The sequence below is a fragment of the Candidatus Tisiphia endosymbiont of Dioctria linearis genome (genome assembly GCF_964026545.1).
Taxonomy (GTDB): Bacteria; Pseudomonadota; Alphaproteobacteria; order Rickettsiales; family Rickettsiaceae; genus Tisiphia.
Genome location: NZ_OZ032156.1, coordinates 555,739 through 582,385, shown reverse-complemented (window position 1 = coordinate 582,385; position 26,647 = coordinate 555,739). Strand labels below are relative to the sequence as shown.

The following is a 26,647-nucleotide window of genomic DNA, read 5'->3' as shown; positions in this document are numbered from 1 at the left end:
TAGTATTTGGTCAATTAATATATACTTTACAGCAGCATAGCATAACAAAGTTGTTGCACTAAGTATATAAGGATAATTAATGAATATTAAACTTCATGTTATAGGTACTGGTTACGTTGGGCTAGTATCTGGCGTAATGATGAGTTACCTAGGACACGACGTTACTTGTTTAGATAGTGATATTTCTAAGATCGACCAATTAAAAAAAAATATTTTACCAATTTATGAACCAAAATTAGCTGAATATTTACCGCCATTAGTAAAATCTGGTAAGTTACAATTTACAGCTAGCTATTCGGCTGAATTACAAAATTCACAAGCGGTATTTATTACGGTAGGAACACCGTCTCTACCTTCAGGAGAGGCGGATTTACAATATATATTTACTGCTATCGATAATTTATGCCCATGGATTAAAGACGATTGTTTGATTATTATAAAATCGACTGTACCTCCAACAACATGTAACCAAATTATTGATTATTTAAATAACAAGAATTTTAAATTTTCCGTTGCTTCAAATCCTGAATTTCTTAGAGAAGGTACTGCTATAGAGGATTTTTTAAACCCTGATAGAATATTAATTGGCACCAATAATAAACAGGCAGAAGATTTACTAAAAGAGATATATCGACCTTTGATTACCAAGAATATACCTATGGTAAGTACTGATTTGGTTACTGCAGAACTTACTAAATATGTCTCAAACGCTTTCTTAGCGACCAAAATTGCTTTTATTAATGAGATGGCAAATTTATGCGAGAAAATGGGGGCAAATACTAAGGATCTGTCTTGTGGGGTTGGATTAGATAAGAGAATAGGTAAAGAATTTTTAAATGTCGGTCCTGGATTTGGTGGCTCATGTTTTCCTAAGGATATGTTAGCACTTGGACAAATAGCTAAACATTATCAATGTAATTTTCAAATAGTTAATTCTGTTATAAATAGTAATTATCAGAGACCATATGATATGGTGGATAAAATTCATGATATCATAGGCAACGATTTACATAATAAAGTTATTAGTGTATTGGGTCTGACTTTTAAGGCTGGTACGGATGATGTTAGAAATAGTCCAGCTATTAAAATCATCGAAATACTAGTTGATAAAGGAGCAAATATTAGAGTCTTCGATCCGGTAGGTATGAATAATGCTAAAAAAGAAGTAAAAAATGTATTTTTTGCTGATTCAGCACTTAGTGCATGCAAAAATAGTGATATAATTATAGTGGCTACCGAATGGTCGGAGTTTAAAGATTTAGATTGGTCGCTTATTCGCCATAAAGTTAAATCTCCTATAATTCTTGATCTCAGGCATATTCTTGATGGGGATATGCTAAAGGCTCTTGGATTTAAATATTATCTTATTGGTATAAAAGATGCAGTTTGATTTCATTCACTTAAGAGTACAAAGCTCATATTCATTTCTTGAGAGTGCTTTAACAATTGATCGTATAATGGAATTAGCTAGATTGCATAAAATACCAGCAATTTGTTTAGCCGATAGGGGGAATTTATTTGGCTCGTTAGAATTTGCTCTAGCTAGCTGTAAAGCAGGAATACAACCTATAAATGCGGCAATTGTAAATATTGCTTTTACCGAGAATAGTTTTTGTGAAATTGTGCTTATTGCCAAGGATGAAATTGGTTACAAGAATCTACTAAAGGCGGTTAGTGATAGTTTTACTAAAAATGATCGTAAAATTTGTAATCATATTACTTTTGATGATTTAGTTAAGTACCAGGAAGGGCTGATTATTTTATCCGGTTATACTGATGGTATAATTGGTAAAAGTCTTATTGCTAAGGATGAAGAATTAGCCATTTTTTGGGCAACTAAGCTACAAAGCATTTTTGCTGATCGTTTTTATTTTGAGATTATGCGGCATAATCTAGCAGTAGAACAATCTATAGAAGAAAGTTATATAAAAATAGCCAGTAATCTTGGTATTCCACTAGTTGCTACCAATAAAGTATTGTTTAGTGATGTTAATATGCATGATGCCCATGACGTATTATTATGTATATCTACTGGGGTTAGTAAAGAAGTAGAGGATCGTAAAAAGGTAAGTAACGAATGTTATTTTAAATCACCAAAAGAAATGCTAGAACTTTTTAGTGATTTACCTAATGCTGTACAAAATACGGTACATTTAGCCCAAAGATGCTATTTTATGGCACATGCTAATCCACCAATGTTACCAAATTTCTCTAGTCTAAATATTAATGAAGTAGACATAATTAAAAAAGAATCGACAGCCGGATTACTATTAAGACTTGATACAAAATTTAAACGAGAAAATATTGCCATAGATGAGCAGGAAGATGTTAAACAGCAATATTTAACTCGTCTTAATTATGAACTAGATATTATTTGTCGAATGGATTTTTCTGGCTATTTCCTAATAGTTTCTGATTTTATAAAATGGAGCAAGCAACAAGGTATTATGGTAGGTCCTGGTAGAGGTTCTGGGGTAGGATCAGTAGTTGCGTGGAGTCTTTTAATCACTGATCTTGATCCTCTTAAATTTGGTCTATTATTTGAGCGTTTTCTTAACCCAGAACGTATATCAATGCCAGATTTTGATATTGACTTTTGTCAAGAGCGACGAGGGGAAGTTATAAATTACGTATGTTCTAAATATGGGGATAACAAAGTTGGACAAATCATCACTTTTGGTAAGATGCAAGCAAAAGCTGTGATCAAAGATGTCTCACGAGTTCTTGGTTTACCTTATAAATATGCTGAATATTTAACTGAGCTTGTACCATTTAATGCTGTTTCTCCTGTTACACTAAATCAGGCTATTAAGGAAATAAAGGAGTTAAACATAGCAGCACGTGGTGAAGGTTTGTATAATTTAGATGGTCAAGAGGAGCTGATCAAACAAGTTCTGGACACATCTTTAGTACTTGAGGGGCTTAATAGACATGCTTCTACTCATGCAGCAGGAATTGTAATAGCTGGCAAAGATTTAGTAGAAATATTACCGGTTTATAAAGACCTAAACTCGGACATGTTGGTAGTACAATATTCGATGAAATATGCTGAGATTGCTGGTTTAATTAAATTTGATTTTTTAGGACTGCAAACTCTAACTGTCATTACTAAATGTTTAGAACTGCTAAAAGATCAGGGCATAAATATTGATTTTACTAATATGCTATTTGATGATCAGAAAACTTATGAAATGCTATGTAGTGGTCGAGCTATTGGGGTGTTCCAATTTGAAAGCAACGGAATGCAGGATAGTTTAAGGCGTCTTAAACCTGACTCCATTCAAGATATAATAGCGTTAGGAGCATTATACCGTCCTGGTCCGATGGAGAACATCCCAACTTATATTGCTTGTAAACATGGTTTGCAACAACCGGATTACTTGCATGAGATGCTTAAACCAATTCTAGAAGAAACTTATGGAGTTATTATCTATCAGGAACAGGTCTTAGAAATTGCCAAAGAAATGGCAGGCTATAGTTTAGGTGGAGCAGATATACTTCGTAAAGCCATGGGAAAAAAAATAAAATCCGAAATGGCAGAACAAGAAGAAAGTTTTGTAAAAGGGGCAATAGCCAAAGGCATCTCACGTCAGCAAGCCCAATCCATTTTTGCAACGGTAGCTAAATTTGCTAGCTATGGTTTTAATAAAGCCCACGCATCAGCTTATGGAGTAATATCTTATCAAACAGCCTATCTGAAAGCTAATTTCCCAGCTGAATTCTTGGTAGTGTGCTTAAATCTTGAACTAAATAACCATGATAAAATCAATCTATTCATTCAAGAAGCCAAAAATAATAACATTGCTATTATCCCTCCTAATATCAATCTTTCCTCTGGTTATTTTAGTACTATAGCTACATCACAAGAAGCTGAAGAGTATGTCAAAAAGCCTAAATCGATAATTTATGCCCTAGCTGCTATTAAAAGTGTTACGGTTGATTTTGGTAGAATATTAGTAGAAGAACGAGTTAAAAATGGTAAATTTAAAAATATTATAGATGTTATTGAAAGGCTACCGCTTAAATCAATTAATCGAAAATTATTAGAAAATATTATTAAAGCTGGATGTTTTGATACGCTACATTCTAATCGTAATCAGTTATTATTAAGTATCTCTAAACTTCTAGCTTATGCTTCTTCCTATCATGCCGAAAAAATTTCTGATCAATTTAGTCTGATTAAGGTAAGTTCCATAAATCAGCAAGTTTTAATTGACGCAGAACCACTGGATAATAATACTGCATCTTGTTATGAATTTGAGGTATTAGGGCTGTTTATTACATTACATCCATTATCAAAACATCAAGATTTGCTATCCCGGCTTAATATTTCGACTTCAATTAACCTACAAAATGACTTTCTAGATGGTTCAAGTCAGATAAGGATAGCTGGTGTAATACAAAAAAAAGATTCACGTATGTCATCTCGCGGCAGGTTTATCACTTTACAACTATCTGATCAATTTGGCATTTTTGAACTGACTATTTATAGTGAAGAAATATTAAAGAATTTCGTTCATTTACTCGATGTTCAAAGTTTAGTGGTAGTGAGTTGTGATTTGTTTAAAGACGCTGGAGGAATAAGACTAATTGCTAAAAGTTTCGCAACTATTGATGATATAATAAATGAAGAACGATTAGAGATAAAACTGTACCCACAAAATCATTCTGAATTATGTCAAATAGTCGATTTGCTGAAAAAACGTATTAACCCTGAACGTAATAATATCAGAATAATTTTATTGCTTAAGGTTAGTATAGATAATAACTTTACAGCTAAAATATGTTTACCAGAGATTTTGTCTCTAGAAACTGAAGATTTTGAATTTCTCAATCAATTTACGTCATGTTCTGCAAAGCTATGAAGCTGTTGGAGATAGCATTAATTGCTCTATGTTGCATCTGGAAGATCTGCAAGTGCTGAATTAAACAATATAGAAAGATTTTTCCTATCCACTTTGTTATTATCAGAGAAATTTTCAATAGTGGTGTCAATCATATCTTTAGAAAGAGATACTGAATGTGTCCATAGTACTCTACCAGTTAATGAATCAAGAATCGCTAATCTAACTATTGAAAATTCTGATGGATCACTTGAATCGATTCTACCAGTGAGAACTCCCTTCAAAATCTCTGTACAAAAATCCTTAGTCACAGCACCAGATGTTTTGCTTTCACCATAGAAATTCATTACAACTAACAAATCAGCACCTGTCCTTTTACCAAGTTCAATTGCAGAAGGAATTTTTTGATCGATAGAGTATGCCACATCTTCTTTCCAAGCTCCACCAGCATAGAGTATCCCCAGAATTTCATCAAAATTATCTTTAACATCAACAACGTCCTTGGATAATTTGTTAGTGCCAATTTCTGTTCTAGAGAAAAGTTTAATATTATACCCTTTATCCTGCATTTTGGTTATGAATACATCGATAATATTCTCTTCAAGTCTATCTTCGTACTCATAAACTCTGGTTTTTTTGTTAAAAGCATCAACTTGATTTATTTCAACTTTTGGTGGCAAAAGCAATGCGATTTTGGATTTAACTAGCGATTGTGAATAATCAGGTGCGGATCTAATAAAAGTAGTTTTAGTACAAGCTGATGTAGAAATAAGTAATAAAATTATAAAGAAAATTCTGACCATGGTAATAATCTATTATTATTAATCTTAATATTTAGCTGGAATGAGTCTAGTTCTCTTCTCAGAAAGAATAACTAAAACATTTTGTCCTTCATTTATTACAGGATTGTCTTTATCTTCTTTAGCCTGTACAATGGTGATAACACCTGTTGCACGCACAGCTGCTATAGCATTTCTTAAAAGTCTGCTACCTTCGTAATAATCATCTTTCAAATTCGATCTATCAACTTGTACGATATATTCTATACCGTTTGATGTTCCCAAAGCAGCTTGCATTGCTGCACCAGTAACACCTCCAACAATAGCACCACCAACAATTAGAGCTAAGTTGTTACTTCCACTAGCAGCAACCGCCCCACCAGCAACAGAGCCAGCCAGAGCACCAGTTGTATTATCGCCGAGTTTTTCATTCTCCGTAATTTTTATATCTCTTTTGGCAAGAAGCTTTCCTTCCAACACAATATTTAACGTTGAGTCACTAGTATATGTATTCGCTGCAAGATTTCGACCGCAACTAGAAAGAGTAGAAGCGATTATAAGAATCAGAAAAGAACATAAAAATTTTTTTATCATAAAATACTCTTTAATAATTATAGCTACCCTGTTGGGTACTGTTACATTGATAGTAAAAAAGTTGTTACGAACCTAAGAGGTTGTCGGAAATAACTAAGCAAAACTTAATTATTAAGTCACTTATAAAAAAGCTAGTAAGTAAAATAATGATAACACAAGTTTTAAAAAAAAGAAGAAATAATTTAGATAAATAGCAATTATAAATTATACAATTCGGAATTATAAGTTTTGGTGATAGTATTATACAATCACCAAGCGTCTATTAGCGAGGAGCCACTTTAGTGACATTGATGCAATCCAAGAATAATGGATTGCCACGAGAACTATGTGGGATAGCAATTATCTTTTTTACTTTTTTCTGTGATATGCTCACATCAAAAGAACCTATTCTGATTAATATCTGCATGTAAGATTGATTTGTAGCACATCCTGCCATACCTTTTCCCAGCCTTTGGTATGAGTAATATTAGGGAATATCTTTTGTTGTATACAATTTGAAGAACTAGCTTTTATATAGCCATGCATAATACTGCTAGGTACTATTTTATCCTTGCTTCCTGAAATATGTAATTGCGGGATATTATTGATTTTTATGGCATAATCTATGGGATTTAATGACTTCTTTAATCCATATACTTTATGGTGTTCACTAAAATTTTTAATATCAAGATTACCTGCTACAGTTATTATATCCTTAATATGTTTATTTCTTGCTGCCACCAAGATAGCAACACCTCCCCCACCAGAGAAACCAACTAAACTAGCTGGCTTATCATTATTTATACTATTTATTACTATATTTGTTGATTCTATAACCTCTTCAGCCATTCTTTTGTCTGTCCAATAGACTTGATTACAATTAGGATTAAGCTCTACTGGTGTATATTGGCATGGACGAGCTATATAAACTACATTAGGTCTAGTATCAAGAGTAGCAAGCTTAAACAACATAATCTTGGAAGGAGTTGGATTGCTAGCGACAGTATAACGTCCAATACTTCCATCACCCTCAATATAAAATACATAAGGGCTATCTTTATCCGAGATATGTTGGTAGGTTGTAATGACAAAATCCCCAGCCTTAACAAGTTTCTTCTCAAACCTGTTTATTGATGCTAGTTTTTCTGCTTCCTCAACCCTTGTTTCTATAGACGAAACACAAGAAGAAAGAGCCAGAGATACAGAAACTACTGCAACTCTAGAAAGGTATTTCATCATCTAAATCGCTATGGTCAAAGTTAGTAACCGTATTTTTGGGTACAACAGTATCTGATGTTTGAATACCAACGCCTCTAGAATCTAACAATATAAATTGCGAGTTAAAATTCTGCAGCACTATTTCTGTCGTATATTTTTCATGCCCAAGGTTATCTACCCATTTTCTAGTTTGTAAAATACCTTCTAAGTAAACTCTAGTTCCTTTTTTGGCATAATTCTTTACAACAGATACCAACCCTTCATTAAATACTACCACTCTATGCCATTCGGTTTTTTCTTTCTTTTCTCCAGTAGTACGATCTTTCCATGTCTCAGAAGTAGCAACACTAAAACTTGCTATCTCTTTACCGTCTGCCGTATGCCTAATTTCTGGGTCACGCCCTAAGTTACCTATTAATATTGCTTTATTTAAACTACCTGCCACAAATCTTCACCATCTAAAATAATATTTTATTATTGCAATAATAATTCAAAACAACCTATAATGCTACAAGTTTTTTGAAAGTTCCTTAAAAATTTATGATAAATTATGATGCAAGAATATATTAAAGTTCGCGGTGCTAAGGAGCATAATTTAAAGAATGTAAATGTTGATATTCCAAGAAATAAGTTTGTGGTAATTACCGGTCTTAGTGGTTCTGGTAAATCTTCACTAGCTTTTGATACTATTTACGCAGAAGGGCAACGTAGATATGTGGAAAGTCTATCTTCCTATGCTAGGCAATTTCTACATCTTCAGGATAAACCTGATGTTGAATCAGTCTCTGGTTTGTCACCGGCAATAGCTATTGATCAAAAAACTACATCTAAAAATCCACGTTCTACAGTAGGTACTATAACTGAGATTTATGATTATTTGAGATTACTATATGCAAGGGTAGGAGTACCTTATTCTCCAGCAACAGGTCTACCTATAAAGAATCAAACCATATCAGAGATGATAGATGCTATTCGTGATTTTCCTAAGGGAAGTAAATTATACATTTTAGCACCCATTATCAGAGGGCAAAAAGGTGAATTCAGACGTGAAATTCTTGATCTTAGAAAACAAGGTTTTGGCAGACTGGTAATTAACAATGAAATTTATGAGATTGATGATCTACCAAAATTTGATAAGAATAAAAAACATAATATTGAAGTAATTGTTGATAGGATTTCTCTAGAAGGTGATTTAGGCAATAGACTTGCAGATAGTTTGGAAATAGCTCTTAAATTGGCAGATGGTATAGTATATGTCGAGATTGTTGATTTACCAAACGGAGTAGAAACCCACCTTACTAAAGGTTCGAGAATCATTTTTTCAGAAAAATATTCTTGTCCAGTTTCTGGTTTCCAGATTACTGAGATAGAACCAAGAATCTTTTCCTTTAATAGCCCATTTGGTGCTTGTCCTAAATGTGAAGGTCTTGGCAAAGAATTAGTTCTTGATAAAGAATTGATTATTCCAGATGGCAAAATTAGTATTAAAGATGGAGCTATAGCACCTTGGGGTAAAATATCCTCAAAGTTCTTTTTAGAAACATTAAGAGCCTTGGCAAGTCATTATGAGTTTTCATTAGACACTCCCTTTATAGAACTACCACATACTACACAGCAAGTATTGCTCCATGGCTCGGGTGAAGATACTATAAAGTTTCAATATCATGATGGTTCTAAATCTCGGGTTATACAGCAGCCTTTTGCTGGAATAATACCTAGCTTACAAGAAAAAGAACATAAGGATAATTCTTCTGTAGTAAAAGAAGAATTATTAAAATACAAAGCAGAACACAAATGTACAGCTTGTGAAGGTTATAGATTAAAGACAGAGTCTCTTTGTATTAAAATTGCTGATATGCATATAGGAAAAGTATCTGCCTTGAGTATTTTACAACTACAAAAATGGTTTAATCAATTAGACCAACAGCTTAATAAAAGACAAGTAGCTATTGCCGAGCGTATTTTAAAGGAAATCAAGGAAAGGTTACAATTTCTTATGAATGTTGGTCTTGAATATCTTGCTTTGTCTAGAGGGTCAGGTACTTTATCTGGTGGAGAAAGCCAGCGTATTCGTTTAGCGTCACAAATTGGTTCAGGACTTAGTGGGGTGTTATATGTACTTGACGAGCCGTCAATTGGTTTACATCAGCGTGATAATGCTCGCTTAATAGAAACTCTCAAAAATCTTCGAGACCTTGGTAATACAGTTCTGGTTGTTGAGCATGATGAAGAAACAATGTATGAATCGGATCACATTATTGATGTTGGACCAGGTGCTGGTATTCATGGTGGACATATAGTAGCCCAAGGAACAATTGAGGAAATTAAACAATGTGCAAATAGCATAACTGGCAGTTATTTAAGTGGTAAACAATTTATTGAAGTACCAGCAAATACTCGAATATCCTCTTCCGGTAAGGTAATAGCCTTAACTGGAGCTGTGTCTAATAATTTACAAAATGTTAATATTACAATCCCTTTGGGTAGTTTTACAGCAATAACCGGTGTATCCGGCGGAGGAAAATCAAGCTTAATAATTCATACTTTATATAAAGCCGCTTTAAAGTTTTTAGAACCATCTTCAAAAGTCTTTCCGGGAGAATATAAATCAATTACCGGTCTTGAATATATTGATAAGGTTATTGATATCAATCAGTCGCCAATAGGTCGCACACCAAGATCAAACCCAGCAACTTACACAGGGGCATTTACCCATATTAGAGACTGGTTTGCTGAACTACCAACTGCAAAAACTCGGGGTTATAAAGTTGGTAGGTTTTCATTCAATGTTAAAGGTGGGAGGTGTGAATCATGTCAAGGCGATGGTCTGATTAAAATAGAAATGCATTTTTTGCCTGATATTTATGTAAAATGTGATGTGTGTAATGGCGATAGATATAACAGAGAAACTCTTGAAATTAAATATAAGGATAAGTCTATATCTGACGTTCTTAGGATGACAGTTGAAGATGCTATGAGCTTTTTTGAGAAAGTACCATTAATTTACGAAAAACTGGTTACTTTAAATGAGGTAGGACTTGGTTATATAAAAATTGGTCAATCGGCTACTACTTTGTCTGGGGGTGAAGCACAAAGGATAAAATTAGCTAAAGAATTATCAAAACGCTCAACTGGTAAAACTTTATACATACTTGATGAACCAACAACAGGTTTACACATAGATGATATTAATAAATTGCTTAAAGTACTACATAAATTAGTTGACATGGGTAATAGCGTGGTAGTTATTGAGCATAACCTAGATGTTGTAAAAACAGCGGATTACGTTATAGATGTTGGTCCTGAGGGAGGGGATAAAGGTGGAGAAATAGTAGCTACCGGGACTCCGAAGGATATTGCTTGTTGTAAAGAGAGCCATACTGGAAAATATTTAAAAAATTACCTATAATTAGCTTAGTGGACAAAAATTTTGCTATATACTATATGATATAATGGATCGATGGTTATTATGAAAAAGGCAGTGGCTTTAGTAAGTGGCGGTGTAGATTCAGCTACCGTACTAGCAATGATAAAAAAAATGAATTACGAAATTTATGCCATAAGTTTCAACTATTCTCAACGCAATAATGTTGAACTGGAGAAGGTTAAGCAATTAGTTCAGAACTATAACGTCAAACAACATAAAATTATAAATATTGATTTACGTAACTTTGGCGGATCAGCTCTCACTGACAATGCCATAGACGTACCAAAATATAAAGATCATAGTGAATTACCGGACAATATACCAGTTACTTATGTACCAGCACGTAATACCATATTTTTAAGTTATGCTTTAGGATTTAGTGAAATAATAGGAGCTTTTGATATTTTTATAGGGATACACGCAACTGATTCCGCTAATTATCCAGATTGCCGCCCGGAATATTTAGTAGCTTTTAATAATCTGGCAAATCTTGCAACTGCTGTAGGAGTATCAGGTAAACAAATTACCATTCATGCTCCCTTAATAAATATGTCAAAGGGAGAAATTATCAAGGCTGGTCTAGAATTAGGGGTAGATTATTCTAAAACGATTTCTTGTTATGATCCATCAGATGAGGGGTTGTCTTGTGGCACATGTCATTCATGCTTAACTAGACTTAAAGCCTTTGAAGAAAATAATGTAACTGACCCCACTAATTATAAAAAATAAATTATCTTCTAACATATGCTTAACCCATCTATATACCATCAATTTCCTATATTAGACCTAGGTGATATAGTTCTTAGGGAATTAACTAGTGATGATTCCGAAAACTATTTTACCTATATGAATAAGTCAGAAATGCTACCATTCCTGACCGAACAAAATTGTCCATCGGACACAGCTCAAGCTACTGATGAGATAAGATATTGGTCCAGCTTATTTCATAATCATCGGGGATTTTACTGGGCTATTTCCCTCAAAGATACTAATAAACTTATAGGGACTGCTGGGTTTAATAGTGTTTCTGCAATGCACCTCAAAGCAGAAATAAGTTACGATCTTGATCCGGAATTTTGGGGTAAAGGAATTATGCTAAAATCTATCAAAACTATTTTAAGATTTATCGAATATGCTGGAATTGTTCGCACCCAAGCAACTGTTATAACTGACAATACTCGCTCAATTAATGTTTTGGAACGATGTAATTTTGTTAAAGAGGGATTGCTCAAAAAATATGAGATTGTGCAAGGAATAAATAGGGACTATTATATTTACGCTAGAGTGCTGTAGCGAGCGTTCACGGAAAAAAGTTAAAGTACAAGATGTTATTGCGAGGAGTGTGTAAACACGACGAAGCAATTGTAAGTTTAATCGTTTTCTGGATTGCTTCGTCGCCACTAAAGTAGCTCCTCGCAATAACGTCGTTTAAGCACCGATTTAACTAGTCTCATAGCTATACTAAAAAAATAATGAAAACAGCTATTAGTGGAACATAAAAATCTGCTATATATATAAGTTGTGAATTAAAGGAGGACAAAATGAAGCTACCTATAGCCGATAAGATCGATTACAGTTTTTTATTGCACGGTCAGAAAATTACAGATGAATATAACTGGCTTAGAGATAGCGAATGGCCTAATGTTAGCGATAAAAAAATCATAGAATATTTACAGGCAGAAAATAAATACTCCGAGCAATTTTTTGAGCCATTACAAAAAGAAAAAGATAAAATCTTTGAGGAGTTAAAGGGCAGAATTAAACTTGCTGATCAGTCAACTTATGTAAAAAAAGATAATTACTATTATTATACCAGAACTGAAGAAAATACTGAATATCCTATATATTGTCGAAAAATGGGGTCAATGGATGCTCCGGAAGAAATTATATTAGATATCAATGTTATTGCCAAAGATAATAAATTTACTGATCTAGGTCTAGCATCAATCTCCCCCGATCATACGCTACTAGCTTATAGTGTTGATTTCACCGGTGATGAAAAATATACAATTAAAGTCTATAATTTAAAGACCAAAGAATATTTACCAGATGAAATACATAATGTGAGTCGCAATATAATTTGGCATGAATATCTGAAAGGGTTCTTTTATATGCCGATTAATGAAAATTTTCGTCATGATAAATTAATGTTTCACTCTTTAGGAGATATCACTTCCAATGACAAGTTAGTATATCAGATAACAGATTCATTATATCAGCTGAACGTTAGTAAGTCATCCAGTCGACAATATATTTTCGTTGATGTATCTGGTCATAATGAAAATGAAACATATGCTGTAGAAATGTCTGATCATAGCTTTCAGCCTAAGCTTATTAGACCTCTAAAGGGAGGAGTTTTTTATGATGTTGAGCATAATGGTGATAATTTTTATATTAATACCAATGAAGGGGCAAAAAACTTTCGCATAGTATTAGTAAATGTGCATAATTTTCAAAATGATTTATGGGAAAATAATTATATACCAGAAGACCCAACTAGATATTTAGCTAGTTTTAATATTACTAACAATTATTTAATAGTTAATTATCGTGATCAAGGATTACCAGTTATTAAAATAAAGCATCTTAAAGAGCAGAATGAAAAAATTATTCATTTCCCGGATGCTGCTTTTACTGCTTCAGCCTTATCTACTAATTTTGATGAAGATGATATTCGAGTAAATTATTCTTCGCTTGCTAGACCGAACACCACTTATAGTTATGATTTTAACAGTGAGCAACTATCAATATTGAAAGTACAGGAAATACCAAGTGGCTTTAATCCTGAAGAATATATGGTAGAAAGAATATTTGCTGATAATGATGGGGTTAAAGTACCAATTACCTTATTATATAAAAAATCGTTGTTTAACAAGGATGGGAAGAATCCTTTATATTTATATGGTTATGGTTCATATGGTATCAGCATACCAGTATCCTTTAGGAATACAGCTATTTCTCTTGTAGATCGAGGGTTTGTTTATGCTCTTGCTCATATTAGAGGTGGAGACGATCTTGGGCATGATTGGTATCAAGCTGCTAAATTCCTCAATAAAAAAAGAACTTTTGATGACTTTATTGTTTCTGCTAAACAGTTAATTAAAGAAAAATATACTAGCCAGGGTAATATAGTAATTTGTGGAGGAAGTGCAGGAGGGATGTTAATTGGAGCGGTCATTAATGAACAACCAGAATTATTTAAAGCAGCCCTTGCCCATGTACCTTTTGTTGATGTATTAAATACTATGCTCGATGAAGAACTGCCATTAACCCCTAGTGAATTTAAGGAGTGGGGCAATCCTAAAGAGCTAGATTATTTTAACTATATTAAGTCTTATTCTCCGTATGATAATATAAAAGCTCAAAACTACCCGAGTCTATTTATCACGGCTGGAATTTCTGACCCTAGAGTTGGGTATTGGGAAGCAGCTAAGTGGGCAGCAAAGATTCGAGCAACAAAAACAGATAATAACATATTATTGCTAAAAACTAATATGGATTCAGGGCATAAAGGTTCTTCTGGTCGTTTCGATTATCTAAAAGAAGCAGCCGATGAGATAATATTTATATTTAGGGCTTTTGGCATAATCAGATAGTATAGTTAACCGGATTGTAAGCGTTTACGGTTTTTTTGCTATTTTCTTATGATGAATAAAAAATATGCTCACCAAGCGTCATTACGAGGAGCCGCTTTGCGACGACGCGGCAATCCAAAAAGTGACCAGGAATAGATTGCTTCGTCGTCTACGCCTTCTTGCAATGACGTCTTGTACTTTAACTTTTTTTCCGTGAACGCTCACGATTCTATAGTTACTATTATGTAGACGTTTTAGTTATATCATCATATCTCTTCAATCTAGATAATATAGGTTCTAAATCAGATAGCTTAATCATACAAGGTCCGTCACTTGGAGCATCATCTGGCTCTTGATGAACTTCCATAAAAATACCAGCGACTCCAACGCTAACAGCTGCCCTTGCCAGTATTTCAACATATTTCCTCTCGCCACCACTACTATTGCCTATACCACCTGGCTGCTGAACCGAATGGGTTGCATCGAAAATTACTGGAGCCCCAGTTTCTGCCATAATTGGTAAACTACGCATATCTGATACTAATGTATTGTAACCAAAACATATTCCCCGCTCGGTAAGCATGATATTCTTAGCCCCAAAGCTTTCCAGCTTAGCATGGACATTCTTCATATCCCAAGGAGCAAGAAACTGTCCTTTTTTCACATTAACCACCTTATTGGTCAGTGCTGCAGCCCGCAATAAATCTGTTTGTCTACATAAAAAAGCGGGAATTTGGATTATATCAACAATTTCAGCAACCCTGGCACATTGACTCTCTGTATGAACATCGGTAATAATGTGACAATTAAAGGTTGATTTTACCTTATACAAAATTTCTAGCCCTTTGTCAAGCCCACTACCACGAAGACCATTAATTGAAGTTCTATTTGCTTTGTCAAATGATGATTTATAAATAAATGGTATGTTAAGTTTAGCCGTAAGAGTCACAAGCTTGTCTGCCATAAATAGTGCATGATCTAGAGTTTCTATTTGGCATGGTCCAGCAATCAAAATAAATGGTAGAGCATTGCCAATTTTGATATTATGTAAGTCAATTATTTTTTGCATAAGTACAGTTGCTCCTTAAATTCTATTTCGCAATAGGCAAGCTAGATTCTTGTTGCTTATCATCAACTTGCTCTATTTTCTTAATTATTCCCGAATTCTTCTTAGAAGACAGATTAGCCAGAATAACAGCGTTAATCATAAATAACGTGGCAAGTACTACCGTAGTTCTAGTTAAGAAATTAACCACCGTCCGACCTGCAACAACACCCATAGTCCCATTACCACCACCAATACCACTTAATCCATCACTACCAGTCTTTTGCATCAAAATTACAATAATTAGCAATATTGCTATCACAATATGAACAAAAAGTAATATATTTATCATTTTTTAAAAACCCTAATAATTTAACCCTAAAAATAATTAATTAATTATCGTAGACAGCCTCCTAGCAATAGACCTCTTGCATAACCTAATCTAATTGGTAATTTTGTTGTCAAAACTCGTCTCCGTTCCTCACGTACATCTTAGTACGCTGCGGTACTCGACTTCGTTTTTCCTAAAAATTCCTCAATTATCTTTAGGTTATGCAAGAGGTCTAATGATGCCAGTTCGAGTTAGCTATATTTAACATTTGAACTAGCATTTGATAATCAAGTGAGGATTTGCCAACCATAACCCCATCAATATTCTGTATACTTAATATCTTTTCTATATTATCTAAATTTACAGATCCACCATATACTAAGCTGATATTATTTGCAACTTGCCTTTGCTTGAGATAATAATTAAGGGCATCAAATATTTCTGTTAATTCTTCTTGTCCAGGAGTAATCCCTGTTCCTATAGCCCAAATTGGTTCATATGCTACTATTAAATTTTGTTCACCTACTATATTTGGCAAAGATTCCTCTAACTGCTTTAATAAAAAATCTTTATAATTATTGTTTTGTCGTATAGCTAAATCCTCTCCAATACAAATAATAGGGGTGACTTGAGACTCCAAACAATTTTCTGCTTTTTGTCTTATTAATGCATTAGATTCTTGCAAGAAATTTCTTCGTTCACTATGACCAACAATAGAGTAATTAATTTTACTCAGTTTTAATAGTAAGCTAGAATATTCTCCAGTGTAACTCCCCTGCCCAGCAAATTGACTAACATTCTGTCCACAAAACTCTAAAAATTTGAATTTGTCAGATAGATAAGCAAGATAAGGAACAGGAGGAGCTATAATAAGCTGATTATTATACTGTTGTTCTGTAAGCTTAGTACAAAATTTAAATGCCTCATCTAAGCTCATATGCATTTTCCAATTAACAATAATAAGTTTTTTCATAAAAATCACTTGCAGATATTAGTGGACGAACTATTTTAGTGTATTGTAAACACTTAAAGAAGAAAAATTTTATATTTATGTTAAATAATATTAGAAACGCTGCTGATAGTTTTGTAATGCGTATTCTACTTGGCGTAATTGCCTTCGCCTTTGTTGGATGGGGAATTAAAGATGTATTGCATACTAGCAATAATTTTGATTTGATTACCTTTTCTGATGCAAATAATATTAGCCAAGAAGATTTTCTAAAAGAAAAAGCCGAACAAATTCGGGCTATTCAAAGACAAAGTGGCGCAAATCTTAGTGAAGAAGATATAAAGCAGTTAAATATTGATAATTTTATTATTAAAAAACTTATCAATAACCGTATTATCAACTATTTAGTTGGCTATTATAATTTAGATTTAACTGATGATACTGTGATCGAGTTAATTAAGGAAAATCCTAATTTTAAGAATGAACATGGTCTATTTGACATAGAGAGATTTAAAGGTTTTTTAAAAAATTCTTACATTAATGAAGAAGATTATTTGTCTGACATTAAAGAACATACTTTAAAGAATCTTCTAATTAGCATTTTTATAGAATCATTTCCTGCGCCAAAGATAATGGTCAAAAATATTGTAGATTACATAGCTGAAACAAGAGATGTAGAACTTGTACAAATTGATCTACGACGTCAATCTAAAGACTTAGTAATAACTCCTCCAACCATATCGCAGTTAGAAGATTTATACCAAAATAACCTAACATTGTTTGAAGTACCGGAAAAACGTAATTTGTCTTATGTAAAAATATCAAGTGAAATGTTATGCCAAAAAGTTCATAATAATGATGAGGAGTTATTAAATTTTTATCAGGACAACAAAGAAGAATTTGCTAATAAAAAGTTTAGCGAGGTCAAAAAACAAGTTAACGAATTACTGCAACAACAAAAAGCAGAAGAATTGAAACTATTAATGATTAAAAATCTAGAAGATGACGTTGCATCTGGCTCAAGTTTAACAGAAATTGCTGGGAAATATGAATTACCCATACAAAATTTAGAGTCTATAAGTTATCAGGATTTAGCAGTTAATAAAATTGATATTGCCCAAAATGCGGACAGTATTTTTGATCTTGCAGAAGGGGAATTATCATATCCAATAGAATTAACTGAAAAAGGAGCTTTTATATTGGTTGAGATTAAGTCTATTCAACCAAGCAAAGTGCAAGAATTCTCGGTAGTTAAAGAGCAAGTGCAAAAACTATGGAATGAACAATATTTAAAAGGTCTAAATTTAAAAACCATAGAAACTATTGCTAAAGAGTACACCCCAACTAAGAATAAAGAATTTTTGAAAGTTATTACTAGCCAATCTACAGCTTTTTCTAGGTCTGAAATTCATAATAATCATCAGCTACCAGCAGAATTATTATCAGCAATTTTCCGGACTAATATTGGCTCCAATACTCCAGTTTTTCAGTCAAAAGATAAGGCGTATTTTGCTTATATAAAATCAAAGAAAATTGATAAGAAAAAAAACCAGGAAATTCAGAAAAAAAATGAGAAGGATATTGCAAGTGCCATACAAAATAATGTTATTGATGAGATGATTAGCTATGCTATCAAGAAAAACAAAATGAAACAGGTGGGATCGTAAACATTTTTAATTAATTTTCCGCCTGAAGAAATTTGCACTATCATATTAGAACCTAATATAAAGATAAAGGTATGGTAAGAATAATTGAGCAATAAAGAAAGTTTAATTAGGTTCAAATATGGAAGAAATAAGGAAATACCCAATTAGTGAAAGCAAATTTAAAGAATTAATAGAGCCAATAATAAAAAGAGAACTCAGGAAACCAGGACGCCAATGAAAGTGAGTCATTATAAATTTTTTTGTGGCGTTCTGTATGTACTGAGGACAGGAGTGCCCTGGCGTGACCTTTCATCAGAATATGGAAATTGGCACACAATCTATACAAGATACAAAAGATGGAGTGAGAATGGATTCTTTTGGCACTTGTTGTATCACCTTCAAAGCGTTAAACAGTTGTTAATGGACATAGTATTTGTTGATGGCTCAATTGTACCATTACATCGACATGGAGGAGGTGCTTTAAAAAAATAAAGGTTCACAATCAACAGGTAGGGGTAGGAAGGGATTAGGTACTACAATCCATTTAGCAATTACCAGTAATGGTTGTATTAACTGCCAATTATTTCCCGCTCAAAGGCAGGATTGCAAAACAGTTGAGCAATTATGGCCTTGGGAAGAAATTGACTTTGTTGTTGCGGACAAGGGATACGATAACGGCAATATTAGAAATTTTATCAAATCAAAAAATGCTATTCCCGTTATTCCATATAAAGGAGTTTATTTGCCTAATGACTCCAATTTAACGCCAGAGGATTTTTATGATACCAAAATTTACCGCAACAGCATATTATTGAAAGGCTTTTTGGCAGACTTAAGGAAAATAAAAGAATTGCCATGCGTTTTGATAAGCTTGATTCCACCTTCCTCAGCTTTATCGCATTGGCTCTTGCTAAATTATTTAAATTATTTTGTTAACAGTGCCATATATAGTAAAGGCAGTTGAGTTATGTTAGTGATTGTGATAATATAAAATGAAAAATGTCAACTAGCCCATACAGTATAGATTTAAGAGAAAAAGTAATAAAATATCTAGAAGCAGGAAATAGTCAAAGGTCAGCATCTAGAGTTTTTCAATTGAGCCCTACAACAGTAAATACATGGCATGTAAGGTATAAGAAAGAAGGTCATTATCAAGCAAGGAAGTATAAAGGAGCAAAGCCTAGTATAGAAATGGATGATTTTATCAAGTATGTAGAAGAAAATCCTAATAGCAAAACGGAAGATATTGGTAAGAAATTTGGGATAAGCGCTAGTGGGGCAAGATATTGGCTAAGACAATTGGGATTTAGTTATAAAAAAAAGCCTTTACCTATGTGGAAGCTAATGCTGAAAAGCGATGTAAGTATTTAGAAGATATCAAAGATCTAGCTACAGATGCGCTTGTGTATATAGATGAGAGCGGAATAGAGATGAACATTACCCAAGATAGAGGTTGGGGAAAGAAAGGTCAAACACTACAAGCAAAGAAGAGTGGGAAGTATTACCAAAGGACGAATATTATAGCAGGTTTGGTAGGTAATAAATCTATAGCCCCTTTTGTATTCAATGGCACCTGTAATACCGAACTATTTAATAATTGGGTAGAGCAATTTTTGATAAAAGAGCTTATAGCTGGTCAAGTTGTGATTTTAGACAATGCTGCTTTTCATAAGTCTAAGAAGACTAAAGATTTAATAGAATCAGTAGGATGTAGGGTAATATTTTTACCACCTTACTCTCCTGACCTAAATCCAATAGAGAAATTTTGGGCTAATATGAAAAGGTGGATTAAACAAAAAATCGGGCTTTCACAAGAATTGTATAACACCATTTGTGCATTCTTTGCTGTAACATAACTTAACTGCTTTTGCTATATCTTATAACAAAAGTGTGAGGTACTTATGTATGTTTATTACGTATTTTTATATATAATCTATTTTGAAATTTACACACTTTTTGGTATAGAACCACTGGATTTATGATAGAATCATAAAAGTCTAATTAAAGTATCTAAAAATACTGAATCAAATGTTTGTACCAATTCAGCATCAAACCAATAATATTTACAACTAGCAGAGCTTAAAATTATCTAGAGCAGTTATGTTACTAATTAGATAGTGGTTTGGTATTACTTGTTTTTCGATCATTATGAAACAATTAAATTATTTTAACCAACTAAAAAATTTGCACCTTTATGAAGTGGATTTTAGAAATGAAACAAATGACTTATGTTATATTGGTTTTCTCTAAATATATTTCTACAATTTTATGCCTTTTTTGCACTAGGAGCCTGTCGGAGAATAACGAATTTACTCTAATTAATGCTCAATTTATAAAACAAGCCGTAGGTGGTACGGTAAATTTTCTTATTTTTTAAGATATTTTCTATTTTCAGACAGATTCTTAGGCTCATAGTTACTTAAACTTAAATTATGAACTATCAAGATATTATTGCAGCATTAAGAAATGACCCTAATTTTGATGAAGTCAAAGTTAAGGAGGCACTTAATTTTGCCATAAAGCATTACAGAGATAATAATCACCAATTCATAGAAATAGCAAAAACCATCACCTCAGTATACCCTGATACCAGTTCTACTATTGCAGCATTACTGTTCTTTAGTTTTGCAAAAGCTAACTTAAAGGCATCTAAAATTCAACATTTTAATACTGAAATATCTAAGATATTTAATGCATTAACTAAGCTTTTTCAAATTCACAACACATATCGCCATGATACAATACAGGAGACTATCAAGTTATTATTATCATTAGAACCTAATATAGGAATAAGAATCTTATTAATTAGATTTGCATATTTACTGAATCAAATAATATTTGACTCAAAAGTATCAGATATTGAATATTATTTAATTAGTAATGAAATAAGTAAGATATATGTACCATTATTTCAAGAAGTAACAATAGAGAACATTAAAACTGCATTACAAGATGCTTGTTTAACAATATTACATCCACAGTTACAAGAATTGATAGTCACTAGTTTAACAGAACAATATCCCAATCAACAACAGTTAGTTATTAGCACCATTAATACATTGCATGATATTTTATCTGTTGTAGACATAGCATATATAGTAAAGGCAGTTGAGTTATGTTAGTGATTGTGATAATATAAAATGAAAAATGTCAACTAGCCCATACAGTATAGATTTAAGAGAAAAAGTAATAAAATATCTAGAAGCAGGAAATAGTCAAAGGTCAGCATCTAGAGTTTTTCAATTGAGCCCTACAACAGTAAATACATGGCATGTAAGGTATAAGAAAGAAGGTCATTATCAAGCAAGGAAGTATAAAGGAGCAAAGCCTAGTATAGAAATGGATGATTTTATCAAGTATGTAGAAGAAAATCCTAATAGCAAAACGGAAGATATTGGTAAGAAATTTGGGATAAGCGCTAGTGGGGCAAGATATTGGCTAAGACAATTGGGATTTAGTTATAAAAAAAAGCCTTTACCTATGTGGAAGCTAATGCTGAAAAGCGATGTAAGTATTTAGAAGATATCAAAGATCTAGCTACAGATGCGCTTGTGTATATAGATGAGAGCGGAATAGAGATGAACATTACCCAAGATAGAGGTTGGGGAAAGAAAGGTCAAACACTACAAGCAAAGAAGAGTGGGAAGTATTACCAAAGGACGAATATTATAGCAGGTTTGGTAGGTAATAAATCTATAGCCCCTTTTGTATTCAATGGCACCTGTAATACCGAACTATTTAATAATTGGGTAGAGCAATTTTTGATAAAAGAGCTTATAGCTGGTCAAGTTGTGATTTTAGACAATGCTGCTTTTCATAAGTCTAAGAAGACTAAAGATTTAATAGAATCAGTAGGATGTAGGGTAATATTTTTACCACCTTACTCTCCTGACCTAAATCCAATAGAGAAATTTTGGGCTAATATGAAAAGGTGGATTAAACAAAAAATCGGGCTTTCACAAGAATTGTATAACACCATTTGTGCATTCTTTGCTGTAACATAACTTAACTGCTTTTACTATACCATATCTGGGAGAGTTAAATCTTATTATTCTATTGCTAAGAAGATAGTACAGAAGTCTAGTAAAGTAACAGAATTATTTGATATTATTGGCATTAGAGTAATAGTAGAGGAAGAAGGTCAATGTTATAAAATATTGGATACTATTTATAATAATTATAAACATATTCCAAAACGATGTAAGGATTTTATTAAGTTTCCTAAGAAAAGTGGTTATCAATCATTACATACGGTAATAGTTAAAGATTCCCAGAAGATAGAAGTACAAATACGTACTAAAAGGATGCATCACATTGCACTATTTGGTAGTGCATCACATTTGCAATATAAAATGCCATCAATAAGAACTAACACTACTCTACATAGTGTTTATGATCTATTAAATAAATATATATTAGATATATTAAACCCGTTTACTATCAACATCAGACTGAATGATGTTAGAATAGCTAATGAGTCAGTTGCTCTAAGATCAGAGGTGACATGGTTAATAACACAAGATATTGAGATATCACAGTTGCATTACCGATTTTCCTACCAAGAACATGCTGCATATTATGTTGCTGAAATTATAGCAGTTAATATCATTGAAGTAAATCAATTATCTCGACAGTTAGTTAATATTGATGACAGGATAGATATAGATGCTGTTAGGACGTCACAAATTCAAGAACAATATTTAGCAAATATACGAACTAGCTATCAAGAGCATGATAATCTAATATCAGGCGTTAATAAGCAAGTTGATCATAACCAACAATATGCTGAAGCATTACTCAATAAACCACCATACATCAAGACTGATCTACCACTTGATAATATGGATAATGATTACAGGGACAATCATAGTATCCAAAACAATAAGAAATCAAATACCTTAGAAGTAATAAAGAATAATGCAACAATAATACCAGACCCATCAATAGAACTATTAGAAAAGCTATCGCCCCCAGAGCCATCTCAAGAGACAGTAACCACCCACTATCAAGATATTGACTGGTATTCAGAGTTAATATCATTAAAATCTAAGACAAGCACAAATGCACAGAATGATTGCAGTGTGCCAATAAGCACTGAAGAGTTTTTGCAAATTACTTCTGCTAGGGAGTTGGCAGGAGATACGGAACGTAAAATTACAACATACATAGATGTAGCTGAGAATTTATGCCCCGACTCAAAGACAAAATTGTCAGCAGCAATAGATTTACCAAAGATATCTATTAGACTTCCTGCAAAAGTTGCTTATGTGAAAGGATTTGAAAGAGACTCTTCACCTCAAACCGCAGTGTACTATAGTATATGTGAGGATTCTAGTACCCCATTATTGTCCAAATTACCAGCAGAACTAGAGTCTTGCAGGGATTATATAAATCAGATAACACGTCGAACTACATCAACACAGCTGTATTGTTTGGTGACAAAAATATTCATGATCTTAATAAAGACTCATGGAGAATTCCAATTAAAACAATTGCCTCTATACTACAAAAAGATCCCATTACTATTGATCTTCGAGACGAGAAAATAAAAGATTCAGACATTGAAGCACTTGTTTCTATACTAAAAGAGTATAATATTACACACTTGACTCTTAATACTAATGATAAATCTTATAAGATATTTAAGGCATTTATTTCTCTACTAAAAGATACTAATATTATACACCTTAATCTTGGATATAACGACATATATGACGAAGAATTTGAGATGCTTGCTTCTATACTTAAAGATACTAATATTACACACCTTAATCTTGAACATAACTACATAACAGGGATTGAGATATTTGCTTCTACACTCAGAGATACTAAAATTACGCACCTTAATCTACAAGGCAACCAAATAGCAGAAGATTGTGCTAAAACACTTGTTTCCATATTAAAAGACACTCAAATTATATATCTTAATCTATCAGGTAATAATATAGGAGATACTAGTATATCAAGTGTTGAAAATGATACACTTACTTTACCACAAGATACTAAAATTACATATCTTGACCTTGGATATAACAGTATGGGTGATGCAGAAATTAAGACACTCGCCTCTATACTACAAAACACTCAAATTACATATCTTAATCTTGAATACAATAAGATAGGAAATTTAGGAGCGATAGAACTTGCTTCTGTATTAAAAGATACTAAAATTACAAAGCTTATTCTTGATGGTAACCTTATAGAGAATAAAGGAATTAAGGAACTTATTTCTATACAAAAAAATACTAAAATTATCATTACTTTTAAAGAACAGCAGAAAGAGACATATGATAGTGGATATAGTACGTGTGAAGAGGATATAGAGGATTATAATCTTCAAAATATGGAAATAAAAGGTTCAGATATAGAGGCACTTGTTCCTCTACTAAAAGATAGTATTAGTACCCACATAGATCTGAAACACAACTACATCAATACATTCGTCGAACAGAATCTTCATTCTGTTGAAGAATGTGAGCCTACATTAAAAACTAGAATTATGTATCTTGATCTAGAAGATAATGCAAGAGATATTTTTGATATTACAGCTCTTACTTTTATATTAAAGCATATTGAAGTTGAACATCTTAATCTAGCATGCAATCGTATAGGAGATGATAATGATAATATGAAGAAACTTGCTAATATATTGAAGGATACTAAGATTAAACACCTTGATCTTCAAAACAATCTCATAAATGATTTAGATATTGAGGCACTTGTTGCTATATTACCAAAAACTAATATTACACACTTAAATCTTAATGATAATGAAATAACAACTAAAGGAGCAAAAATACTTATTGATACATTAAATAATACTAAGCTTGAAAAGCTTGATCTTAAGCATAACTATATAGAAGATAAAGATATAGTGACTGATCAAAAGCCAATAGATTGTCAAATTGATTTTGATGATCAAAAGACTATTTATCCTGGAGATTTTTATCCTGGAAATTTTCCTAAACTACAAAATATTACATATCCGTTGCAAGACAGAATAAAAGATAACAGCTCCCCTGTATCTCAAGTAGAGGATAAATTTTACCATTCAACGAATCACGATTATCAAAAAAGGTTAGTGGATGAAAAGAGTGAATTATTAGGAGAGACAAGTCAATCATTTATTTTGTCAGAAAACTTTTGACATATCAGTTGAAGTAGTTGAGATTTAATCTTACATTTAGTAAAATAAACAAATTATTAAATGGAGATTAAAATGAATTTAAATCAGAAAATAATAAGACCAAAATAGGATTACTTGAACTAGCAAAAAGCTTAGGAAATGTATCTAGTGCATGTAAGACAATGGGGTATAGCAGAGGTAGTTATTATAGATTCAAGGAATTATATGAGAATGGTGGCGATGAAGCCTTGTATGAAATAAGCCGTAAGAAACCCATATTGGCTAATAGAGTTGATCCATATGACAAGCTTCATGGATTGCCATGCTCACATACGTTCGCTCGCAATGACGGAGTATATCCAACCCAAGCGTCTATTAGTGAAGAACCGCTTGGTGGTGACGGACAATCCATTTTCAATTACTTTCTTGGATTGCTTCGTCCGCTCACGCCTTCTCGCTAATAGACGTCTTGTACTTTAACTTTTTTTCCGTGAATGCTTACTACCAAATTACTATTTTAAAGCTTTTAAACCTTCTTCAAGACCTTTCGTGGAAAATGGCAAATTTACCTGTTGACCGGCTGAATTCATAAAACCAACAATAGGATTATCATAGCTTGATAAAATGGTTTTAAGATCAGTGTCTGATATATCAGCAATAGCCTGGCAAGAATCTTTTGTGCAATTAACGTACTTACCTGGAGCAACTAATTTTTTGGAACTGATAATAGACGTACCTGGAGCAACAGAAACGTCAGTAGGAATTATTTGTATCATTTTTAAATTTCTTTCCTTACCGCTACCAAAATAGCCTATTTGATATATAGCCAACACCTGTTGTTTATCATCTTTAGTAGAATTAAGAGCCTGATTTAAAAAACAAATCCGTTTTTTATCAGCACTTGTGGTGCATTTAACTACCCAATCTGAAAAGGCTTGCCCTTCTTTAACCGCAGCATCAACTCTGATAGGATTACCAAAAAATAACCCTAAACCTATTACAGCAAGACCGGCTGTAACAAATAATGATTTTTTAACACATTTTGTCATAAATTTTACTAATTTATTAATTATTTAATATTATCTGGTAGGCAAAGATAAGTTCAAATAGTTGATCCATATAAAAATCGTGCTT

At 32.8% G+C, this 26,647-nt stretch carries 23 protein-coding genes and 3 pseudogenes; 18 read left to right on the top strand and 8 right to left on the bottom strand.

Features of this window, described 5'->3' with window-relative positions; genetic code table 11:
- Positions 1-85: 85 nt before the first annotated feature.
- Together AAGD42_RS02795 and dnaE are read left to right on the top strand one after the other, a co-directional pair.
- Positions 86-1,390, top strand: a complete 1,305-nt coding sequence (locus tag AAGD42_RS02795) for a UDP-glucose dehydrogenase family protein (protein WP_410520957.1) — start codon at positions 86-88, stop codon at positions 1,388-1,390.
- Entirely contained in the window at positions 1,380-4,865 is a 3,486-nt protein-coding gene (dnaE, locus tag AAGD42_RS02790; RefSeq protein ID WP_341753173.1) for a DNA polymerase III subunit alpha, read from the top strand. The genes AAGD42_RS02795 and dnaE overlap by 11 nt, the downstream gene beginning before the upstream one ends.
- Before the next feature lie 26 nt (positions 4,866-4,891).
- Here dnaE and AAGD42_RS02785 read toward each other — a convergent pair whose 3' ends face one another.
- From AAGD42_RS02785 to ssb, 4 genes are all read right to left on the bottom strand, one after another.
- Positions 4,892-5,647, bottom strand: a complete 756-nt coding sequence (locus AAGD42_RS02785) for a hypothetical protein (protein ID WP_341760763.1) — start codon at positions 5,645-5,647, stop codon at positions 4,892-4,894.
- Between the two features lie 24 nt (positions 5,648-5,671).
- Positions 5,672-6,217, bottom strand: a complete 546-nt coding sequence (locus AAGD42_RS02780) for a hypothetical protein (RefSeq protein WP_341753171.1) — start codon at positions 6,215-6,217, stop codon at positions 5,672-5,674.
- A gap of 393 nt (positions 6,218-6,610) precedes the next feature.
- Positions 6,611-7,432 (bottom strand): alpha/beta hydrolase, encoded by an 822-nt coding sequence (locus AAGD42_RS02775; RefSeq protein ID WP_410520956.1) that lies wholly within the window; start codon positions 7,430-7,432, stop codon positions 6,611-6,613.
- Positions 7,416-7,859 (bottom strand): single-stranded DNA-binding protein, encoded by a 444-nt coding sequence (ssb, locus tag AAGD42_RS02770; RefSeq protein WP_341750618.1) that lies wholly within the window; start codon positions 7,857-7,859, stop codon positions 7,416-7,418. The genes AAGD42_RS02775 and ssb overlap by 17 nt, the downstream gene beginning before the upstream one ends.
- A gap of 105 nt (positions 7,860-7,964) precedes the next feature.
- Here ssb and uvrA point away from each other — a divergent pair, with 105 nt between their 5' ends.
- The 4 genes from uvrA to AAGD42_RS02750 all read left to right on the top strand — a co-directional run bounded on the left by uvrA (position 7,965) and on the right by AAGD42_RS02750 (position 14,437).
- On the top strand, positions 7,965-10,823 hold the full coding sequence (gene uvrA, locus AAGD42_RS02765; protein ID WP_341753169.1) for an excinuclease ABC subunit UvrA: 2,859 nt from the start codon (positions 7,965-7,967) through the stop codon (positions 10,821-10,823).
- Positions 10,824-10,883: 60 nt separating this feature from the next.
- On the top strand, positions 10,884-11,570 hold the full coding sequence (queC, locus tag AAGD42_RS02760) for a 7-cyano-7-deazaguanine synthase QueC (RefSeq protein WP_341750616.1): 687 nt from the start codon (positions 10,884-10,886) through the stop codon (positions 11,568-11,570).
- A gap of 15 nt (positions 11,571-11,585) precedes the next feature.
- Positions 11,586-12,134 (top strand): GNAT family N-acetyltransferase, encoded by a 549-nt coding sequence (locus tag AAGD42_RS02755; RefSeq protein WP_341753168.1) that lies wholly within the window; start codon positions 11,586-11,588, stop codon positions 12,132-12,134.
- Positions 12,135-12,382: 248 nt separating this feature from the next.
- Complete coding sequence (locus AAGD42_RS02750; RefSeq protein WP_341760762.1) at positions 12,383-14,437, top strand: S9 family peptidase; 2,055 nt, start codon at positions 12,383-12,385, stop codon at positions 14,435-14,437.
- Between the two features lie 220 nt (positions 14,438-14,657).
- Here the strand turns inward: AAGD42_RS02750 and kdsA are convergent, their stop codons facing one another.
- The 3 genes from kdsA to AAGD42_RS02735 form a co-directional block, all read right to left on the bottom strand.
- Positions 14,658-15,485, bottom strand: a complete 828-nt coding sequence (gene kdsA, locus AAGD42_RS02745) for a 3-deoxy-8-phosphooctulonate synthase (RefSeq protein WP_341753166.1) — start codon at positions 15,483-15,485, stop codon at positions 14,658-14,660.
- A 22-nt stretch (positions 15,486-15,507) separates the two neighbouring features.
- Positions 15,508-15,813 (bottom strand): preprotein translocase subunit SecG, encoded by a 306-nt coding sequence (gene secG / locus AAGD42_RS02740; protein WP_094648920.1) that lies wholly within the window; start codon positions 15,811-15,813, stop codon positions 15,508-15,510.
- 211 nt (positions 15,814-16,024) lie between these two features.
- The gene (locus tag AAGD42_RS02735) at positions 16,025-16,765 is read right to left on the bottom strand and encodes a triose-phosphate isomerase (protein ID WP_341753165.1); all 741 of its coding nucleotides are present in this window, start codon (positions 16,763-16,765) and stop codon (positions 16,025-16,027) included.
- Between the two features lie 77 nt (positions 16,766-16,842).
- Here AAGD42_RS02735 and AAGD42_RS02730 point away from each other — a divergent pair, with 77 nt between their 5' ends.
- The 12 genes and pseudogenes from AAGD42_RS02730 to AAGD42_RS02685 form a co-directional block, all read left to right on the top strand.
- A complete protein-coding gene (locus AAGD42_RS02730; RefSeq protein ID WP_341753164.1) occupies positions 16,843-18,408 on the top strand; it encodes a peptidylprolyl isomerase in 1,566 nt (521 codons plus the stop codon).
- A 165-nt stretch (positions 18,409-18,573) separates the two neighbouring features.
- The gene (locus tag AAGD42_RS07115; RefSeq protein WP_410521049.1) at positions 18,574-18,879 is read left to right on the top strand and encodes a transposase; all 306 of its coding nucleotides are present in this window, start codon (positions 18,574-18,576) and stop codon (positions 18,877-18,879) included.
- Between the two features lie 19 nt (positions 18,880-18,898).
- Positions 18,899-19,111 (top strand): annotated as a pseudogene (locus AAGD42_RS07110) (transposase); the annotation flags it as partial.
- A gap of 83 nt (positions 19,112-19,194) precedes the next feature.
- The gene (locus tag AAGD42_RS07105; RefSeq protein WP_410520955.1) at positions 19,195-19,323 is read left to right on the top strand and encodes a transposase; all 129 of its coding nucleotides are present in this window, start codon (positions 19,195-19,197) and stop codon (positions 19,321-19,323) included.
- A gap of 63 nt (positions 19,324-19,386) precedes the next feature.
- Positions 19,387-19,758, top strand: a complete 372-nt coding sequence (locus tag AAGD42_RS02720; protein ID WP_341749594.1) for a helix-turn-helix domain-containing protein — start codon at positions 19,387-19,389, stop codon at positions 19,756-19,758.
- Positions 19,722-20,243 (top strand): IS630 family transposase, encoded by a 522-nt coding sequence (locus AAGD42_RS02715; RefSeq protein ID WP_341749620.1) that lies wholly within the window; start codon positions 19,722-19,724, stop codon positions 20,241-20,243. The genes AAGD42_RS02720 and AAGD42_RS02715 overlap by 37 nt, the downstream gene beginning before the upstream one ends.
- 576 nt (positions 20,244-20,819) lie before the next feature.
- Entirely contained in the window at positions 20,820-21,509 is a 690-nt protein-coding gene (locus tag AAGD42_RS02710) for a hypothetical protein (protein WP_341753162.1), read from the top strand.
- A gap of 25 nt (positions 21,510-21,534) precedes the next feature.
- Positions 21,535-21,906: a helix-turn-helix domain-containing protein gene (locus AAGD42_RS02705; RefSeq protein WP_341749594.1), complete on the top strand. Its 372-nt coding sequence runs from the start codon at positions 21,535-21,537 to the stop codon at positions 21,904-21,906.
- Complete coding sequence (locus AAGD42_RS02700; protein WP_341749620.1) at positions 21,870-22,391, top strand: IS630 family transposase; 522 nt, start codon at positions 21,870-21,872, stop codon at positions 22,389-22,391. Before AAGD42_RS02705 ends, AAGD42_RS02700 begins: the two co-directional genes overlap by 37 nt.
- 21 nt (positions 22,392-22,412) lie before the next feature.
- A pseudogene (locus AAGD42_RS02695) lies at positions 22,413-22,730 on the top strand (bifunctional (p)ppGpp synthetase/guanosine-3',5'-bis(diphosphate) 3'-pyrophosphohydrolase); the annotation flags it as partial.
- Between the two features lie 1,085 nt (positions 22,731-23,815).
- Positions 23,816-25,534, top strand: coding sequence for a hypothetical protein (locus tag AAGD42_RS02690; protein WP_341753161.1), 1,719 nt, complete (start codon positions 23,816-23,818; stop codon positions 25,532-25,534).
- 72 nt (positions 25,535-25,606) lie between these two features.
- Positions 25,607-25,812 (top strand): annotated as a pseudogene (locus tag AAGD42_RS02685) (helix-turn-helix domain-containing protein); the annotation flags it as partial.
- A gap of 213 nt (positions 25,813-26,025) precedes the next feature.
- On the opposite strand, the gene AAGD42_RS02680 reads toward AAGD42_RS02685, so the two are convergent.
- Positions 26,026-26,562, bottom strand: a complete 537-nt coding sequence (locus tag AAGD42_RS02680; protein WP_341753160.1) for an invasion associated locus B family protein — start codon at positions 26,560-26,562, stop codon at positions 26,026-26,028.
- Positions 26,563-26,647 lie beyond the last annotated feature (85 nt).

What these genes read in the sequence shown, in the direction of transcription:
- AAGD42_RS02705 (WP_341749594.1), top strand. Translation starts at nt 21,535, where the DNA reads ATGTCAACTAGCCCATACAGTATAGATTTAAGAGAAAAAGTAATAAAA.
- AAGD42_RS02755 (WP_341753168.1), top strand. Translation starts at nt 11,586, where the DNA reads ATGCTTAACCCATCTATATACCATCAATTTCCTATATTAGACCTAGGT.
- AAGD42_RS02720 (WP_341749594.1), top strand. Translation starts at nt 19,387, where the DNA reads ATGTCAACTAGCCCATACAGTATAGATTTAAGAGAAAAAGTAATAAAA.
- kdsA (WP_341753166.1), bottom strand. Translation starts at nt 15,485, where the DNA reads ATGCAAAAAATAATTGACTTACATAATATCAAAATTGGCAATGCTCTA.
- AAGD42_RS02735 (WP_341753165.1), bottom strand. Translation starts at nt 16,765, where the DNA reads ATGAAAAAACTTATTATTGTTAATTGGAAAATGCATATGAGCTTAGAT.
- uvrA (WP_341753169.1), top strand. Translation starts at nt 7,965, where the DNA reads ATGATGCAAGAATATATTAAAGTTCGCGGTGCTAAGGAGCATAATTTA.
- queC (WP_341750616.1), top strand. Translation starts at nt 10,884, where the DNA reads ATGAAAAAGGCAGTGGCTTTAGTAAGTGGCGGTGTAGATTCAGCTACC.
- AAGD42_RS02680 (WP_341753160.1), bottom strand. Translation starts at nt 26,562, where the DNA reads ATGACAAAATGTGTTAAAAAATCATTATTTGTTACAGCCGGTCTTGCT.
- AAGD42_RS02710 (WP_341753162.1), top strand. Translation starts at nt 20,820, where the DNA reads ATGAACTATCAAGATATTATTGCAGCATTAAGAAATGACCCTAATTTT.
- secG (WP_094648920.1), bottom strand. Translation starts at nt 15,813, where the DNA reads ATGATAAATATATTACTTTTTGTTCATATTGTGATAGCAATATTGCTA.
- AAGD42_RS02780 (WP_341753171.1), bottom strand. Translation starts at nt 6,217, where the DNA reads ATGATAAAAAAATTTTTATGTTCTTTTCTGATTCTTATAATCGCTTCT.
- AAGD42_RS02785 (WP_341760763.1), bottom strand. Translation starts at nt 5,647, where the DNA reads ATGGTCAGAATTTTCTTTATAATTTTATTACTTATTTCTACATCAGCT.
- AAGD42_RS02775 (WP_410520956.1), bottom strand. Translation starts at nt 7,432, where the DNA reads ATGAAATACCTTTCTAGAGTTGCAGTAGTTTCTGTATCTCTGGCTCTT.
- AAGD42_RS02750 (WP_341760762.1), top strand. Translation starts at nt 12,383, where the DNA reads ATGAAGCTACCTATAGCCGATAAGATCGATTACAGTTTTTTATTGCAC.
- AAGD42_RS02730 (WP_341753164.1), top strand. Translation starts at nt 16,843, where the DNA reads ATGTTAAATAATATTAGAAACGCTGCTGATAGTTTTGTAATGCGTATT.
- dnaE (WP_341753173.1), top strand. Translation starts at nt 1,380, where the DNA reads ATGCAGTTTGATTTCATTCACTTAAGAGTACAAAGCTCATATTCATTT.